Below are 14575 nucleotides of genomic sequence, written 5' to 3'. Positions count from 1 at the left end.
CAGCCTGCTGTCAGGAGGGGTGTCGAACGGCGGTTTCCTTTTCCCGTTGGCGCTATAGTTTACCTTCACAAGGAAAAACCAGCGCGATGGGATGATGAGCATGTCGTACAGAAACCTATTCAAGGGAAGTGCCATCGCACTTGCCCTCTTTGCAGGCGCAGTTCAGTTTCCCAGCCTCGCGCAGGCACAGGTAGTCGTGTCGTCCAAGATCGACACCGAAGGCGGCGTCCTCGGCAACATCATTCTGGCCATTCTGAATGCGAATGGTATCCAGACCACTGATCGTATCCAGCTCGGCGCCACGCCGGTCGTCCGCAAGGCGATCACCGCTGGCGAAATCGACATCTATCCCGAATATACGGGCAATGCCGCCTTCTTCTTCAACAAGGCTGACGATCCGCTCTGGAAAGACCCAGCCAAAGCTTATGAGACTGCAAAGCAGCTCGATTACGATGCCAACAAGATCGTCTGGCTGGCGCCCTCACCGGCAAACAACACCTGGGGCATTGCGGTGCGCAAGGATGTCGCCGACGAAAACAAGCTTACGAACCTGAGCGAATTCGGAAAGTACATTTCAGGCGGTGGAAAGGTCATTCTGGCCGCATCCTCTGAATTCGTGAACTCGGCAGCAGCCCTGCCAGCTTTCCAGACCGCCTATAGCTTCACCCTGAAACCCGACCAGCTCATCACACTTTCCGGCGGAGACACGGCTGCAACCATTGCTGCCGCTGCCAACCAGACCAGCGGCGCCAACGCGGCCATGGTCTATGGCACCGATGGGGGCATCGCGCCTTCCGGACTTGTCGTTCTTGAAGACGACAAGCATGTGCAGCCGGTTTACCAGCCCGCCCCGATCATCCGTGAGGAAGTCTTGAAGAAAAATCCGAAGATCGAGGAACTTCTGAAACCCGTCTTCGAGAAACTCGACCTGACCACCCTTCAGGAACTCAACGGTCGCGTGCAACTGGGTGGCGAACCGGCAAAGGCGGTTGCCGAGGATTTTCTTAAAGCCAACGGATTTCTCAAGTAGAGAGCGCGATAACGGATAATTGCCGGGCATGAGTGCAACACACCAGACGATCCAGGCAAATGGCACGAGGGGCTTGTTTGCATATATCGACAAGCTCGGACTGGTCATTGCGGCAATCGCCTTATCGGGATTGCTTCTGCCATTCGCAAACTTTCGGGCAAACCGCATTGTTCAAGGCGAGCCTCGTTATCTTTTGGATGCCCTGCCGGCCTCATTGGCGCTGCTGTTCGCCGCTGTCGTAGCGGCAGGACTGCTGATCGGCTTTGTCCGCAGCAACAATTTGTTGCGGCTGTTCGCGGCTCTGTTCTGCCTCGCATCCGTCATGCTGGCAATCGGCCTGGCCGCGTCATATCTGTCGCCCGAAGGAAACAGATATGCGCGCGTTTCTCCGGCTTCCGGCTTTTGGCTGTTGTTTTTTGCGAGCGCACTTTATGTCGCGGATGGGCTGGTCCGGCTGCGTGCCGGTCCGTTTTTACGGATCGGACTGCTGGTCATTGCAGGATTGCTCCTGGCCGCGCTGCTTTCCTCAGGCCTCTGGGACAGCATCTCATTCATGAAGGAATATCAAAGCCGCGCGGACAGCTTCTGGAACGAAGCGGAGCGGCATATATCGTTGGCATTGGGATCGCTTGCAGCGGCGACCGCAGTGGGTATTCCGCTGGGGCTTGTCTGCCATCGCTTGGCCGGGTTGCGGGCTTTCGTTCTTAACAGCCTCAATATCGTGCAGACCATTCCGTCAATGGCCCTGTTCGGTATTTTGATTGCGCCACTCGGCTGGGTCGCCACGCAGTTTCCCTGGGCGGGTGCTATCGGTATTCGTGGTATCGGCGCTGCACCGGCATTCGTTGCGCTTTTCCTCTATTCGCTGCTGCCTATCGTGGCGAATACCGTCGCAGGGCTGGCACAGGTGCCGGAGCCGGTAACGGACGCAGCCCGCGGCATGGGCATGACGCGCCTGCAACGCCTCTTCAAAACGGAATTTCCGCTCGCTTTTCCCGTTATTCTCACCGGCATACGTATCGTCATGGTGCAGAATATCGGCCTGACGACCATCGCGGCATTGATTGGTGGCGGCGGCTTCGGAACATTCGTCTTTCAGGGCATTGGGCAAACGGCCATGGATCTTGTTCTGCTGGGTGCCTTGCCTACCGTTCTCCTCGCCTTTGCGGCTGCTGTCATTCTCGATGCAGCGATAGAAATCACCGGGAAAGGCAGCTCCCAATGATCGAATTCGACCATATCACGAAGCGCTATAACGGACGCGCAGCGGTGGACGCGGTGAGCTTCACCATCGAACCCCACAGTATTGCTGCCATTGTCGGGACGTCAGGTTCCGGCAAGACGACCCTCCTGCGGATGGTCAATCGTCTGGTCGAGCCGACCGACGGAGAAATCCGCATCGATGGCCGCAGTGTCATGGACGAACCCGGTCATGTTCTGCGCCGGCAGATCGGCTACGTCATCCAGCAGAACGGACTTTTTCCGCATCGCACTGTCGCGGAGAATATTGCGACGGTTCCCCTTCTGCTTGGATGGCAGAAACAGCGCATCGATGCTCGCGTGGATGAACTGCTTGACCTCTTCCAGCTTGAACCAGCGGACTATCGCGACCGCTATCCGCATGAACTTTCCGGAGGGCAACAGCAACGCGTCGGTGTGGCACGCGCACTCGCTGCCGGGCCGAACATCCTTCTCATGGACGAGCCATTCGGGGCACTCGATCCGGTAATCCGAGCCAAGGCACAGGAAGATCTGAAGGCGATCCAGAAGCGGCTCGGCACGACCATAATCCTTGTCACGCACGACATGGAGGAAGCCATATCGCTGGGTGATCGTATCGCCGTCATGGATGACGGAAAATTGCTGCAATATGGTCCACCGGCAGAAATTCTTGCCCGTCCGGCAACCGATTTCGTCGAACGTCTTGTCGGTACGGGCGAACGGCCTTTCCGCCTCCTCTCTCTCATGGACCTTAAAACCGCGCTCCAGCCCGGTGATGCAAGCGGTGCAACAATGCCGGTAACAGCGTCGCAACGCGATGCCCTTGCCGAGCTTCTGTGGTCAGGACGCAAGGCTCTTCCCGTTCTTGATCATGATGGAAGACCACTTGGACAAGTTACGCTCGACAGGCTTCTGCATCAGGCAGAGCGTCCGGCATGAGGTTGTTCCTGTCCCTTGTTCCACGTGCGCTGCTTCTGGGCGTTCTGCTGCTGTTTCTGTGGCGGCCCCATCTTTTCGAGCCGTTGTTTCGACCGCTCGTCGATGAGGGCGTCCCGGTCATTTATGATCGTGCAAACTTCGTGACACTGACTTTGCAGCATCTCGGCCTGGTCGCTCTGGCCGCACTTGCATCCACGATTGTAGCCGTCTCGATGGCAATCTTTGTTACCAGAAAGCAGGGCGCAGAGTTTCTGCCACTCTCACGCAGCCTTGTGAATATCGGCCAGACCTTTCCTCCAGTTGCAGTGCTGGCACTTGCAGTGCCGGTCTTCGGTTTCGGAGACAAGCCGACCCTGATTGCACTCTTCCTCTATGGTCTGCTTCCGATTTTTGAAAATACGCTGACGGGACTAACGACTTTGCCGCCTCCGGTTGTCGAAGCTGCACGCGGCATGGGGATGACCAGCGCGCAACGGCTCGTGAAAGTCGAGGTTCCCCTTGCCATGCCGGTTATTCTGGCAGGTATCAGACTTTCCGTTGTGATCGGCCTTGCAACGGCTACCATTGGCTCGACTGTCGCTGCCAGAACGCTTGGTGAGGTCATCATCGCCGGGCTCATTTCCAACAATCTTGCCTTCGTTTTGCAGGGAGGGCTCGTCGTGGCCGCACTTGCCATACTCATCTTCGATGGGTTTCAGGCAATTGAACATTACCTCATGAAACGTTCCGGGCGAGCCATCTGAACGCATAAGCCTCTTTGAAAGACGTCTCTGCATTCCTATATCCTTGCAAATAACCAGCCAGCGAGGAACGGGATGAATATAGGGCAGGCAGCTGCAGCATCTGGCATATCGGCGAAGATGATCCGCCATTATGAAACAATCGGACTCATTGAAGCTGCCGAGAGAACCGGTTCAGGCTATCGCGTCTATACGCAGAAAGACGTTGAGACGCTGCGCTTCATCCGCCGCAGCCGCGACCTCGGTTTTCAGGTTGAACAGATCAAGGAACTGCTGACGCTCTGGCGCGATCGCAACCGCGCATCGGCTGACGTCAAGAAGGTAGCGCTTGGCCATGTCGAGGAGCTGGAAGCCAAGATGCGTCAGTTGCAGGAAATGGCTGATACGCTGCGCTACCTCGCGAAAAACTGCCACGGGGACAACCGCCCCGATTGCCCGATCATTCACCAGCTCGCAGAAAACAGCGTGGAAAGCCGCAAGCGCCCGGCTCCGCGAAAAGGTGAGTTGCTGCACGGCAAAATCTGAGATTTTCAAATGAAAGCGCCGGGATCACTCCCGGCGTTTTCGTTTCACATCACCAGCTCAGCCTTTCGGCAGAGTATAGGCGATCACGTAATCGCCGGGCTTGGTGCCAACAGAACCATGCCCGCCGGCAACCATCAGAACGAATTGCTGATCGCCGACCGTATAGCTCATTGGCGTCGACTGCCCGCCAGCAGGAAGCCGTGCTTCCCAGAGCTGCTTGCCCGAAGTCAGGTCATAGGCGCGCAGATAATCATCCACGGCTGCACCAAGGAAGGCAACGCCGCCTGCGGTGATCATCGGTCCGCCAATGCCCGGGACGCCGACCTTCAGCGGAAGTGGAACCGGTGACATATCGCGGATCGTTCCATTCCGATGTTTGTAGGCAATCTTACCGGTTCGCAAGTCAACACCAGCGACATAACCCCATGGCGGCGTCTGGCAGGGAATACCGAGCGGACCCAGGAATGGTCCCATGAAGACGCCATAAGGCGCGCCGTCGTTGCGGTTCAAGCCCTGCTCGCTTCCCTTTTCATCCTGTCCTTTCGGCGGAATGTCCGCGCGTGGAACGAGGCGCGAGGTGAAGGCGAGATAGGTCGGCATACCGAACATGACTTGCCGCACCGGATCGACGGCCACGCTGCCCCAGTTGAACACACCGAAATTGCCCGGATAGACAATCGTTCCGCGCAGCGAAGGCGGGGTATATCGGCCTTCATAGAACAGCTCGTGGAACTTGATACGACAAGCGAGCTGATCGAACATCGTCACACCCCACATGTCGCTTTCGCGCAAGGGTGGCGGACTGAAAGTAAGATCGGAGATCGGCTGCGTCGGCGCAGTATGGTCCTCGGGTATCGCGCCTGTCGGAGCTGGAATTTCCCTGACTGGAATGATCGGCTCGCCAGTGCGTCGATCCAGAACATAGAGATCGCCCTGCTTCGTCGGTCCGACCAGTGCCGGAACCCCGTTGATTTCCAGCAGGACCGGCTGGGCTGGAACGTCCATATCCCATAGATCATGGTGAACAGTCTGGCGCACCCAGCGAAGCTGTCCGGTATTCACATCGAGAGCGACGATGGACGAGGAAAACTTCTCCACATTCTCGCTGCGGTCCATACCAAGCTGGTCGGGCACCTTGTTGCCGAGCGGAACAAATATCAGCCCAAGCTTCTCATCGACGCTTGAAACGGACCAGCTGTTGGGTGAGTTGGTCGTGTAGTGCTCCCCCTCCGGCAGCGGCGTGGTGACATCCGGATTGCCCGAATCCCAGTTCCACAGCAGTTGGCCAGTGCGGATATCGAATGCGCGAATGACGCCGGACTGTTCTTCCGTCGAATAATTATCGTTGACGGCACCGCCAACGATGATCTTGTCGCCGACGACCGCAGGGGGTGAAGTGGAGTAGTAATACCCTGCCGGATTGTATTTCATGCCGTGGCTGAGATCGAGAGTTCCACCATTGGCGAAATCCGTGCAGATTTCTCCGGTGGCCGTATCCAGTGCGATCAATCGTGCGTCAGATGTCGGCAAATAGACACGCTCGGAGCATTTCGCTCCAGCTGTTGCGGTCGCATCTTTCCAGTAGCTCACACCACGGCAGGTCTGGTGCTGGCGGTCTGTATTGAAACCGACCTTGGGATCGAATTTCCACTTTTCCTTGCCGGTCGCCGCATCCAGCGCGATTGCCCAGTTATGCGGCGTGCAGAGATAAAGGGAATCGCCGATCTTGAGCGGCGTGACCTGATAGGTCGTTTCGCCCACATCCTGCGGCTGCTTCACATCGCCGGTCTGATACTGCCAGGCAACCTGAAGCTTGGAGACATTCTCCGGCGTTATCTGTGCCAGTGGCGAATAGCGCTGACCGTAAGGCGTTCGACCATATTGATGCCATTCACCATCGGGCATGTTGCCGCCAAGATCGGGCGTTGCAGCGACCTTCTCCGTCGGCAGGTCTCCGGCAATATTGTAGCTATCCTGTGTTATCGCATAGCCTGCGACCACAACTGCGATCACCGAGGCTGCGGCCAGCGGCAGACCACTATCGCCTGCTCCGTTATTCAATGGTTTCCTGATCCAGGGCGTCAGCATCCAGAAGCCGAGCAGCACGATGATGCCGCCGCGTGCGCCAAGCTGCCACCAATCGAAGCCGACTTCATAAACGGCCCAGCCGAGCGATCCAAGAATGACAAGCGCATAGACCCATAATGCTGTGGCGCTGCGCCGGGAAAGCAAAACGGCGGTCAGCAGAAAGCCGATCGCTGCGAGTATGTAATACCAGCTGCCGCCGAGTGCGGCGAGCCAGATGCCTCCCGCGCCGAGCGCAAGCCCGATCAGGAAAAGAACAATAGAAGTTAACCAGATAAGCAAGACATTACCCCCTTCTAGCACAACCGGCATCCCGTCATATGGGCAGGGAAGCCGGGCGGATTAACCGCTCACCAATTTCGAGGCATTCCAGATATGGCCAGATATGGTCAGATATAGGTTGCAAGTCTTGCAGCAATCCGTGTGCCGCACAACTCCCTGCTGCCTACATATCCACATAGGCGAGCATGGAAAAAATCTAGGGAGCGGCAGAGTAATTCTTTCGCCGGAAAGGTCGGGAGGGACTGGTTTCAGTCCAAACGGCATCCTTAATTAAGGCAGAGTGCCGAAAAGAAGCTTTGAGCCGTCAGAAGACGCGAAACGTTGCGCGAATAGGCGTATTTTCGCCCATCAATTGCGGCGAACGCATGGCAAAACTGTGTATATTTCGGCTTTCAGGAGGCTTTTTGGTGGCATCACGCAGAGCCGCGCATGATGAGGTGGCTATCGAGACGGCGAATTTCCTTCTCGACGGCTGCCCCGCTTTCGTGCGCATTGATCCGCGAGAAAAGCATATCGAGACCCAGTTGCGCGATTTGCCGATAATCCTGCGCAACCGTTGTCAGCGGCGGACAGGTGAAGCGGCTGAGAGGATGGTCGTCATGACCGGCGACACGGAGATCGCAGCCCTCCTCGCGCCCGACATGGCGCCGACGCTCGAATGCCGCGGAAATCACGCCGAAAGCCAGACGATCATTGGCACACAGAACCGTGCGCGTCGGAAACCCGCCGCGATCAAAAATCCGGCCTGCCTCCTGATAGCCCAGTTCCTCGAAATTCCAGTTCTTTGCTTCTATGGGAAGGACGATCGGTTCAACGCCAAGCCTTTCCATGGTTTCGATATAGGCCGAACGCCGTTCCAGCGCATTCTGGTTTACGGCCGGCATTTCGAGGAAGCAGGGGTGTTCCCCCGTTCGATAGAGATACTCGGTGATATTCCCTATGCTCTGACGATTATCCGTGCCGACGAACGGCTGATCGTCGCTGATACGGCTGTCCAGGAAAACTGCAGGCGTCGAGTTCGACAGACTGGAAAGAAGCTTCTCATCCGTATCGAAACCGAGCGGAGCCATCAGAACACCCGCAATCTTGAGAGACATCAAGGTGCGCATCGCCCGCGCTTCGAGTTTTCTCTCACCATGAGATGACAGCACGATAGTCCAGTAGCCCTCCGCCAGACAGCGCATCTCGATCTGGCGAATGATTTCCGCGTAGAATGGATCGGATATATGCGGGACGATAACGCCGATGTTCTTCGGCTTCTTGCGATTGAGGCTGACTGCAAAAATGTTGGGCTGATAATTATAGTCTTTCAACGCCTTTTCGATACGAGCCCGCGTGGAAGGCTTTACGCTTTCAGGATTGTCGAAATATTTCGAGACCGTAGGACGAGACAATCCGCTTGCCGCCGCGAACTCTTCCATCGTCCTGATCTTCTGTTCGGTCATGCCCTGCTTTTCCCATTGGGGTATCGAAGCGATTTTTCGGCGCCACCCACTTTTCTTTTCATGCGTAAATTTATTTCCGCCCAGAAGCAACAAATTTCAACACAACAGTGATCAGTAGTCCACGCCTTCACGTGCCTGCTGCAGTTCACGCCTATGTAACCTGCCCAAATTCAATCGTTATAATTTTTACACGTGAAAAATTTTATATTGACACACTGAACAAGCTCTAGCATGTCTAGGGGAGCTCAATCATGGGCTGAAGGCCCTGCCCTTCGGGAGGTTTGAAGTTGGCGACAACTGACGGACCAGCAGGAAAACCGTTGTTCATGTCCCATAGAAGGACGCCCCGGCGAGCGCCGGTCATTCGGAGGAAATCATGTTTCGCAAATCGCTCAGCCGTATTCTCTTTTCCGGCGTAGCTCTGGCCATGATGGCAGGTGCTGCATCTGCCGAAGGCATCGGCGCATCGCTTCTGACCCAGCAGCATCCGTTCTACATCGCGCTCGCAGATGCGATGAAGAAGGAAGCGCAGGCAGAAAATGTACCGCTGGAAGTCTCCATCGCCAATCAGGACCTGAGCAAGCAGCTCGCCGATGTGGAAGATTTCATCACCAAGGGCGTTGACGTCATCATCATCTCGCCGGTTGACAGCAAGGGCGTTCGCTCGGCCATCAACAAGGCTGAAAAGGCTGGCATCAAGGTCATTACCGTCGACGTACCGGCCAACAATGTTGATGTGACCTCCTTTGTGGGCACGGACAACTTCGCAGGCGGCGAAAAGGCTGCCGAACTGATGGCCAAAACCATTGGTGAAAAGGGCAATGTCGCCGTGATCGATTACCCGACGGTTCAGTCGGTCGTGGACCGTATTGAGGGCTTCAAGAAGGGCATTGCCAAATATCCCGACATCAAGATCGTGGCGATCCAGCCGGGCATCACCCGTCCGGAAGCTCTTTCGGCTGCCCAGAACATCCTTCAGGCCAATCCGGATATTGTCGGCATCTTCGGTTTCGGTGACGATGCTGCGCTGGCTGCTGCCTCGGCAGTAAAGTCGGCCAAGCTTGAAAACCAGGTCAAGGTGATCGGCTTCGATGGCATGGAAGAAGCCCGCAATGCCGTCAAAAACGACCCGGTCATGGTCGGCGTTATCGCCCAGTACCCGGACCAGATGGGCAAGGTTGCAGTTGAAACCGCTGCCAAAGTCATCAAGGGCGAGGAAGTTCCAGCCAAGCAGCCAATCGTTCCGGGCGTCGTCACCAAGGACGGCGAAACCAAGTAACACCGCGTGAAACAGCGACACTCCTCCCAGTCGCTGTTTCCTATCTGCGTGCGGCGGCCCGGCGAACACCACGCGCCTTGCCGCCGCCGCAACCCTTTTGAATTGCAGACTTCGCTCGGGATCGATCTTAAAATCCATTGCGAAACTGAATAACGGAGAGTGGAGGCCCCCAAAGTGACAGATACCGAGACAGCCACCAAATCCGAACGAAACGCCCTGCCGGATACGGTGCTTGAAATTCGCGATGTGGCGAAATCCTTCGGCCCGGTCATCGCGCTCAAGCGCATGAACCTGACCGTGCGTCGCGGCCGCGTGCATACGCTTCTTGGCGAAAACGGCGCCGGAAAATCCACCCTAATGAAGATTCTGGCTGGCGTTTTCAAGCCAACCTCCGGCACCATTTTGCTCAAGGGCGCGACCTATACGCCGAAAGACCCGCGCGATGCCCGTGCAAATGGCATCGCCATCGTCTTTCAGGAATTGAGCCTGTCGCGCAATCTCAGCGTGGCCGAGAACATCTTCGCCAATCATGAGCCAAGCCGCTTCGGTTTTGTGCGGGAGCGCGAACTGAACGCCGCTGCCGACAAGCTCATCGATGAGCTTGGTCTGCCTGTCGATGCACGCGCAAAGGTTGGCGACCTGTCGATTGCCCAGCGCCAGCTCGTCGAAATCGCCAAGGGCCTGAGCCAGCCTGCTGACGTCGTCATTCTGGATGAGCCGACCTCATCGCTCTCCGACAGCGAAGCGGAAATCCTGTTTTCGATTATCGAGCGCCTGAAAGCCAGGGGCACAGCCGTTATTTATATTTCGCATCGCATGGAAGAAATCATGCGGCTTTCCGACGACATTACGGTCGTTCGCGATGGCGAATATGTAACGACCACGGAAAAGAGCGAGACCACAATCGAGCGGCTGATCGCCCTGATGGTCGGCCGTGAGATGAACGACATCTATCCGCCGCGCGAAGCGCCGAGACCATCGGCAAGCGTGCCGCCCATACTTGAAACGAAGAACCTCTCGGTTGCGGGCAAATTCAACGATGTTTCCATCGACGTGAAACCCGGCGAAGTTCTGGGGCTTTTCGGGTTGGTCGGTTCTGGCCGTTCGGACGTGATGAAGGCATTGTTCGGTATGCTGCGGCCCACGGGTGAAATCAGGCTCGACGGAGAGGTCATCACCCTCTCCTCACCGACCGATGCTATTCGCAACGGCATTGCTTTCGTGACCGAGAACCGCAAGGAAGAAGGTCTCGTTCTGCCACACAGCGTTGAGCGCAATATCAACATGGTGGCGCTCGGCCAGCTTGCAGGGCCTTTCGGCCTCATGCGCTCGAAAGCGGAGCGCTCCGCCGCCAAGGCGGAAGTGCTGCGTCTGGCCATCAAGACCGCATCCATCGACACGGTTGCCGGGTCACTCAGCGGCGGCAACCAGCAGAAGATCGTGCTGGCAAAGTGGCTGCAGACAAAGCCGCGCATCCTCATTCTCGATGAGCCGACACGCGGCGTCGATGTCGGCGCGAAATTCGAAATCTATCGCATCATCCGTGAACTTGCCGCCAATGGCGCGGCGATCCTGATGGTTTCCTCCGAACTGCCGGAAGTGCTGGGCCTGAGCGACCGCGTGGCCGTCATGCATAACAAGCATGTCGCCGCCATTGTCGATGCCGATGGCCTCACGCCAGAAACCGTCATGAGCTACGCAGCAGGAATGCACCTATGAGCAACGCACAAAATATTCAGAAGAAAGCCGTGGACGCGGAAGTCCGCCGTTCGCTTTTCAGCTCCCCGCTGGTTCGCCAGTATGGCGGTATCATCATCTCGCTGGCCGTGCTCTGCGTGGTCTTTGCGGTGCTGAACCCGCGCTTTCTCGCCTTCAACAACTTCATGAACATCATGCAGCAGGTGGCGGTGATTGCCGTTGCCGCCTATGGCATGACCTATGTGATCCTGCTTGGTGAAATCGACCTGTCCATCGGTTCGATCATCGCAGTTTCCGGCATGGTGGCAGCGCAAGCCTTCGCCATGGGCTTCGGCTTCGTGCCGACCGTCGTTTTCACCCTTGCGGCGGGCGCCATCATGGGCGGGCTGAACGGTGTGCTTTCGGCAAAGCTGATGCTGCCATCCTTCATCGTGACCGTTGCGACAATGGGCATCTATCGCGGCATGGTCAGTCTGCCGACCAATGGCGCGCCTGAAATCATCGAAAACGATACCTGGCTTGCCATCGGCTCGGAAAACTGGCTCGGCCTGCCGATCATCATCTGGATCGTCGGCATCCTGTTCATCTTCAATTATATCCTGCTGTCGAAGACCGTTTTCGGCCGCCGCATCTATCTGTCGGGCGGCAACAAGGAAGCAGCGATCTATTCGGGCATCCGCGTCGACCGCATCAAGATCATCGTCTTCATGCTCTCCGGCGTCATGGCAGCCATCAGCGGCATTCTCCTCTCCTCGCGCCTGTCCTCAGCACAGACCAATGCAGGCATGGGCTATGAACTCGACGCCATTGCGGCGGTCGTGCTTGGGGGCACCTCGCTTGCCGGCGGCGTCGGCACCATGGTCGGCACCATTCTGGGCGCGCTCATCATCGGTGTCATCAACAACGGCATGAACATGCTGTCGGTGCCCTATTTCTATCAGCTCATCGTCAAGGGCGTGGTCATTCTGGTTGCCGTCTGGCTGGACGTGCGCTCGAAATCCATGCGTACGTAATCGCGGTGCACCTTATGAAAAAGATCATCACCATCGGCGAGATCGTCGTCGAAATCATGGCCGTGGAAACCGGCAACGGTTTCAAGACCGCCATCCCATTGATCGGGCCGTTCGCCTCCGGCGCGCCCGCAATCTTCATCGATCAGGCCGCCAAGATGGGCCAGTCTTGCGGCATGGTCAGCGCGGTCGGCAATGATGACTTCGGCGCGCTCAATATCGAGCGCTTGCAGAAGGACGGCGTGGATATTTCGGCCATCGGCGTGCATCCGACAGCCGCCACCGGCAGCGCTTTCGTGCGTTATCGCCCGGATGGCAATCGCGATTTCATCTTCAACATCAAGCACAGCGCATGCAGCGCCATCGGCCTGACGCCGGAAGCTGAAATGCTGATCGAGACCGCCGATCACCTGCATATCATGGGCTCCGCCCTGTTCTCCGAAGGCATTGTTTCTGCAATCCACGAGGCGACGATCCGTATCAAGGCGAAGGGTGGCACCGTGTCCTTCGACCCGAATATCCGCAAGGAAATGCTGGAATTGCCGGGCATGCGCCAGGCACTGGCCCATGCGCTGGAAAACACCGACCTGTTCATGCCGAGCGGCCCGGAAATTTTCCTCTTCACCAAGGCGACCGAGGAAAAGGCAGCCGTGGAAGAACTGCTGGCGCGGGGCGTGAAGGCCGTCGTGGTCAAGCGCGGCGCGGAAGGCGCAAGCTATTTCGATCAGTCCGGCGAAGTTTTCGCGCCTGCTTTCAAGGTCGATGAGATCGACCCGACCGGAGCGGGCGATAGTTTTGGCGCGGCATTCGTCACCTGCTGGCTGCGCGACATGGCACCGAAAGAAGCCCTCGTCATCGCCAACGCCACCGGCGCACGCGCCGTCGGCGTCAAGGGACCGATGGAAGGCACCTCGACCATGGCCGAAATTGAAGCCTTCCTGCAGAAAAACGGAGTTCCAGCATGAGCAGCACGAATGTTCTGAGCGCACTTCCCGCCCGTTATGCAAGCGGCGTTCGCGGCGGCATCACGTCGATCTGCTCTGCGCATCCGCTGGTGATCGAGGCCGCGCTTCTTGAAGGCATCGCGACCAGCACGGACGTGCTGATTGAGGCCACCTGCAATCAGGTCAATCAGGACGGCGGCTATACAGGCATGACGCCTGCCGACTTCCGCCGCTTTGTGGAAGACATCGCCGCCCGTGTCGGCTTCGACACCAAGCGGCTTATTCTGGGCGGCGACCATCTCGGCCCCAACCCGTGGAAGCATCTGCCCGCCGAAGAAGCCCTTGCGAAGTCGGATGTGATGATCGACGCCTTCGTGCGCGCTGGCTTCACCAAAATCCATCTCGATACCTCGATGGGCTGTGCTGGCGAGCCGGTCGCACTGCCCGATGCCGTGACCGCCGAGCGCGCAGCGCGCCTGGCCAAGGTTTCGGAAGCAGCAGCCCACGAAGCCGGATACGACCTGCCGGTCTATATCATCGGCACGGAAGTCCCTATCCCCGGCGGAGCGATGGAAGAAATCGAAGAGCTGGAGCTGACCAAGCCGGGCGCGGCAGTTGAAACCGTCGCCATTCACCGCAAGGCTTTCGCAGCACTCGGACTGGAAGACGCATTCGCCCGCGCCATCGGCGTCGTGGTGCAGCCGGGCGTCGAGTTCGGCAACGAAAATGTCGTCTTCTACAACAGTGAAAAGGCGACGGCGTTAAGCGGTGTTCTCAGCGAAATGGCGCAATTCGTCTTTGAAGCCCACTCCACCGACTATCAGCCGGTGGAAGCGCTTTCCGATCTGGTTGATGACGGTTTCACCATTCTGAAAGTCGGCCCCGGCCTGACTTTTGCACTGCGCGAGGCGCTTTACGGTCTCGACCAGATTGCAGCTTTCCTCGACAAACTGCCGGAAGAAGAAACCCTGCGCGGTAAGATGGAAGCGCTACTTCTCGCAGAGCCGAAGAACTGGGAAAAATACTATCACGGTGATGCGGAAGAACTGCGCCTGCAACGCCATTTCTCCTATAGCGACCGCATTCGCTATTACTGGCCGCATCCGGTCGCAACTGCTGCCGTCGATGCGCTTTTGAACCGTCTGGAAGAGCGCAAGATACCGGAAACGCTGATCAGTCAGTATCTGGGCACGCTTTATCCAGCAGTCGCCTCGGGTGAGATTGAAGCGACGCCCCACGCCTTGATGGTGGAGGCCGTCCGCAATGTGGTCCGAACATACGGCAAGGCTGTCGGAACTCATTAGAGCGGTTCCGGTTGAAACGGAACCGCTCTATGTCTTTGTTTGTACGCATTATCCTACGCAAAACCGCTTCGCA

12 protein-coding genes are annotated in these 14575 nt (G+C 57.4%); 10 read left to right on the top strand and 2 right to left on the bottom strand.

Annotation, left to right across the window (positions count from 1 at the left end; all coding sequences use genetic code 11):
* Positions 1-100 precede the first annotated feature (100 nt).
* From KWJ32_RS07425 to cueR, 5 genes are all read left to right on the top strand, one after another.
* Positions 101-1030: an ABC transporter substrate-binding protein gene (locus KWJ32_RS07425; RefSeq protein ID WP_029375863.1), complete on the top strand. Its 930-nt coding sequence runs from the start codon at positions 101-103 to the stop codon at positions 1028-1030.
* A gap of 28 nt (positions 1031-1058) precedes the next feature.
* On the top strand, positions 1059-2255 hold the full coding sequence (locus KWJ32_RS07420) for an ABC transporter permease (RefSeq protein ID WP_231771273.1): 1197 nt from the start codon (positions 1059-1061) through the stop codon (positions 2253-2255).
* Positions 2252-3190, top strand: coding sequence for an ABC transporter ATP-binding protein (locus tag KWJ32_RS07415; RefSeq protein WP_231771272.1), 939 nt, complete (start codon positions 2252-2254; stop codon positions 3188-3190). Before KWJ32_RS07420 ends, KWJ32_RS07415 begins: the two co-directional genes overlap by 4 nt.
* Entirely contained in the window at positions 3187-3933 is a 747-nt protein-coding gene (locus KWJ32_RS07410) for an ABC transporter permease (RefSeq protein ID WP_010658067.1), read from the top strand. The genes KWJ32_RS07415 and KWJ32_RS07410 overlap by 4 nt, the downstream gene beginning before the upstream one ends.
* 72 nt (positions 3934-4005) lie before the next feature.
* On the top strand, positions 4006-4455 hold the full coding sequence (gene cueR / locus KWJ32_RS07405) for a Cu(I)-responsive transcriptional regulator (RefSeq protein WP_010658066.1): 450 nt from the start codon (positions 4006-4008) through the stop codon (positions 4453-4455).
* Between the two features lie 57 nt (positions 4456-4512).
* Here the strand turns inward: cueR and KWJ32_RS07400 are convergent, their stop codons facing one another.
* Both KWJ32_RS07400 and KWJ32_RS07395 read right to left on the bottom strand, forming a co-directional pair.
* Positions 4513-6822, bottom strand: a complete 2310-nt coding sequence (locus KWJ32_RS07400) for a glucose/quinate/shikimate family membrane-bound PQQ-dependent dehydrogenase (RefSeq protein ID WP_041544912.1) — start codon at positions 6820-6822, stop codon at positions 4513-4515.
* A 413-nt stretch (positions 6823-7235) separates the two neighbouring features.
* A complete protein-coding gene (locus KWJ32_RS07395) occupies positions 7236-8267 on the bottom strand; it encodes a LacI family DNA-binding transcriptional regulator (protein ID WP_011982478.1) in 1032 nt (343 codons plus the stop codon).
* A gap of 376 nt (positions 8268-8643) precedes the next feature.
* On the opposite strand from KWJ32_RS07395, the gene KWJ32_RS07390 reads away from it, so the two are divergent.
* The 5 genes from KWJ32_RS07390 to KWJ32_RS07370 all read left to right on the top strand — a co-directional run bounded on the left by KWJ32_RS07390 (position 8644) and on the right by KWJ32_RS07370 (position 14502).
* Positions 8644-9546 (top strand): substrate-binding domain-containing protein, encoded by a 903-nt coding sequence (locus KWJ32_RS07390; RefSeq protein ID WP_011982477.1) that lies wholly within the window; start codon positions 8644-8646, stop codon positions 9544-9546.
* Between the two features lie 174 nt (positions 9547-9720).
* Positions 9721-11265 (top strand): sugar ABC transporter ATP-binding protein, encoded by a 1545-nt coding sequence (locus KWJ32_RS07385; protein ID WP_011982476.1) that lies wholly within the window; start codon positions 9721-9723, stop codon positions 11263-11265.
* Positions 11262-12257, top strand: coding sequence for a ribose ABC transporter permease (locus KWJ32_RS07380; protein ID WP_029925857.1), 996 nt, complete (start codon positions 11262-11264; stop codon positions 12255-12257). Before KWJ32_RS07385 ends, KWJ32_RS07380 begins: the two co-directional genes overlap by 4 nt.
* A 14-nt stretch (positions 12258-12271) precedes the next feature.
* Positions 12272-13219, top strand: coding sequence for a sugar kinase (locus KWJ32_RS07375; RefSeq protein ID WP_011982474.1), 948 nt, complete (start codon positions 12272-12274; stop codon positions 13217-13219).
* Entirely contained in the window at positions 13216-14502 is a 1287-nt protein-coding gene (locus tag KWJ32_RS07370) for a D-tagatose-bisphosphate aldolase, class II, non-catalytic subunit (protein WP_125300565.1), read from the top strand. Before KWJ32_RS07375 ends, KWJ32_RS07370 begins: the two co-directional genes overlap by 4 nt.
* Positions 14503-14575: the final 73 nt, after the last annotated feature.

Origin of the sequence: Ochrobactrum sp. BTU2 (assembly GCF_024539785.1) — a bacterium.
Classification (GTDB): Bacteria; Pseudomonadota; Alphaproteobacteria; order Rhizobiales; family Rhizobiaceae; genus Brucella; species Brucella anthropi.
The sequence above is the reverse complement of the archived record's forward strand: the minus strand, read 5'-3'. Positions and strand labels throughout refer to the sequence as shown.

Bases quoted from the DNA above. Each gene is read 5' to 3' on its own strand.
- KWJ32_RS07425 (WP_029375863.1), top strand. From the start codon at position 101: ATGTCGTACAGAAACCTATTCAAGGGAAGTGCCATCGCACTTGCCCTC.
- KWJ32_RS07420 (WP_231771273.1), top strand. From the start codon at position 1,059: ATGAGTGCAACACACCAGACGATCCAGGCAAATGGCACGAGGGGCTTG.
- KWJ32_RS07415 (WP_231771272.1), top strand. From the start codon at position 2,252: ATGATCGAATTCGACCATATCACGAAGCGCTATAACGGACGCGCAGCG.
- KWJ32_RS07410 (WP_010658067.1), top strand. From the start codon at position 3,187: ATGAGGTTGTTCCTGTCCCTTGTTCCACGTGCGCTGCTTCTGGGCGTT.
- cueR (WP_010658066.1), top strand. From the start codon at position 4,006: ATGAATATAGGGCAGGCAGCTGCAGCATCTGGCATATCGGCGAAGATG.
- KWJ32_RS07395 (WP_011982478.1), bottom strand. From the start codon at position 8,267: ATGACCGAACAGAAGATCAGGACGATGGAAGAGTTCGCGGCGGCAAGC.
- KWJ32_RS07390 (WP_011982477.1), top strand. From the start codon at position 8,644: ATGTTTCGCAAATCGCTCAGCCGTATTCTCTTTTCCGGCGTAGCTCTG.
- KWJ32_RS07380 (WP_029925857.1), top strand. From the start codon at position 11,262: ATGAGCAACGCACAAAATATTCAGAAGAAAGCCGTGGACGCGGAAGTC.
- KWJ32_RS07375 (WP_011982474.1), top strand. From the start codon at position 12,272: ATGAAAAAGATCATCACCATCGGCGAGATCGTCGTCGAAATCATGGCC.
- KWJ32_RS07370 (WP_125300565.1), top strand. From the start codon at position 13,216: ATGAGCAGCACGAATGTTCTGAGCGCACTTCCCGCCCGTTATGCAAGC.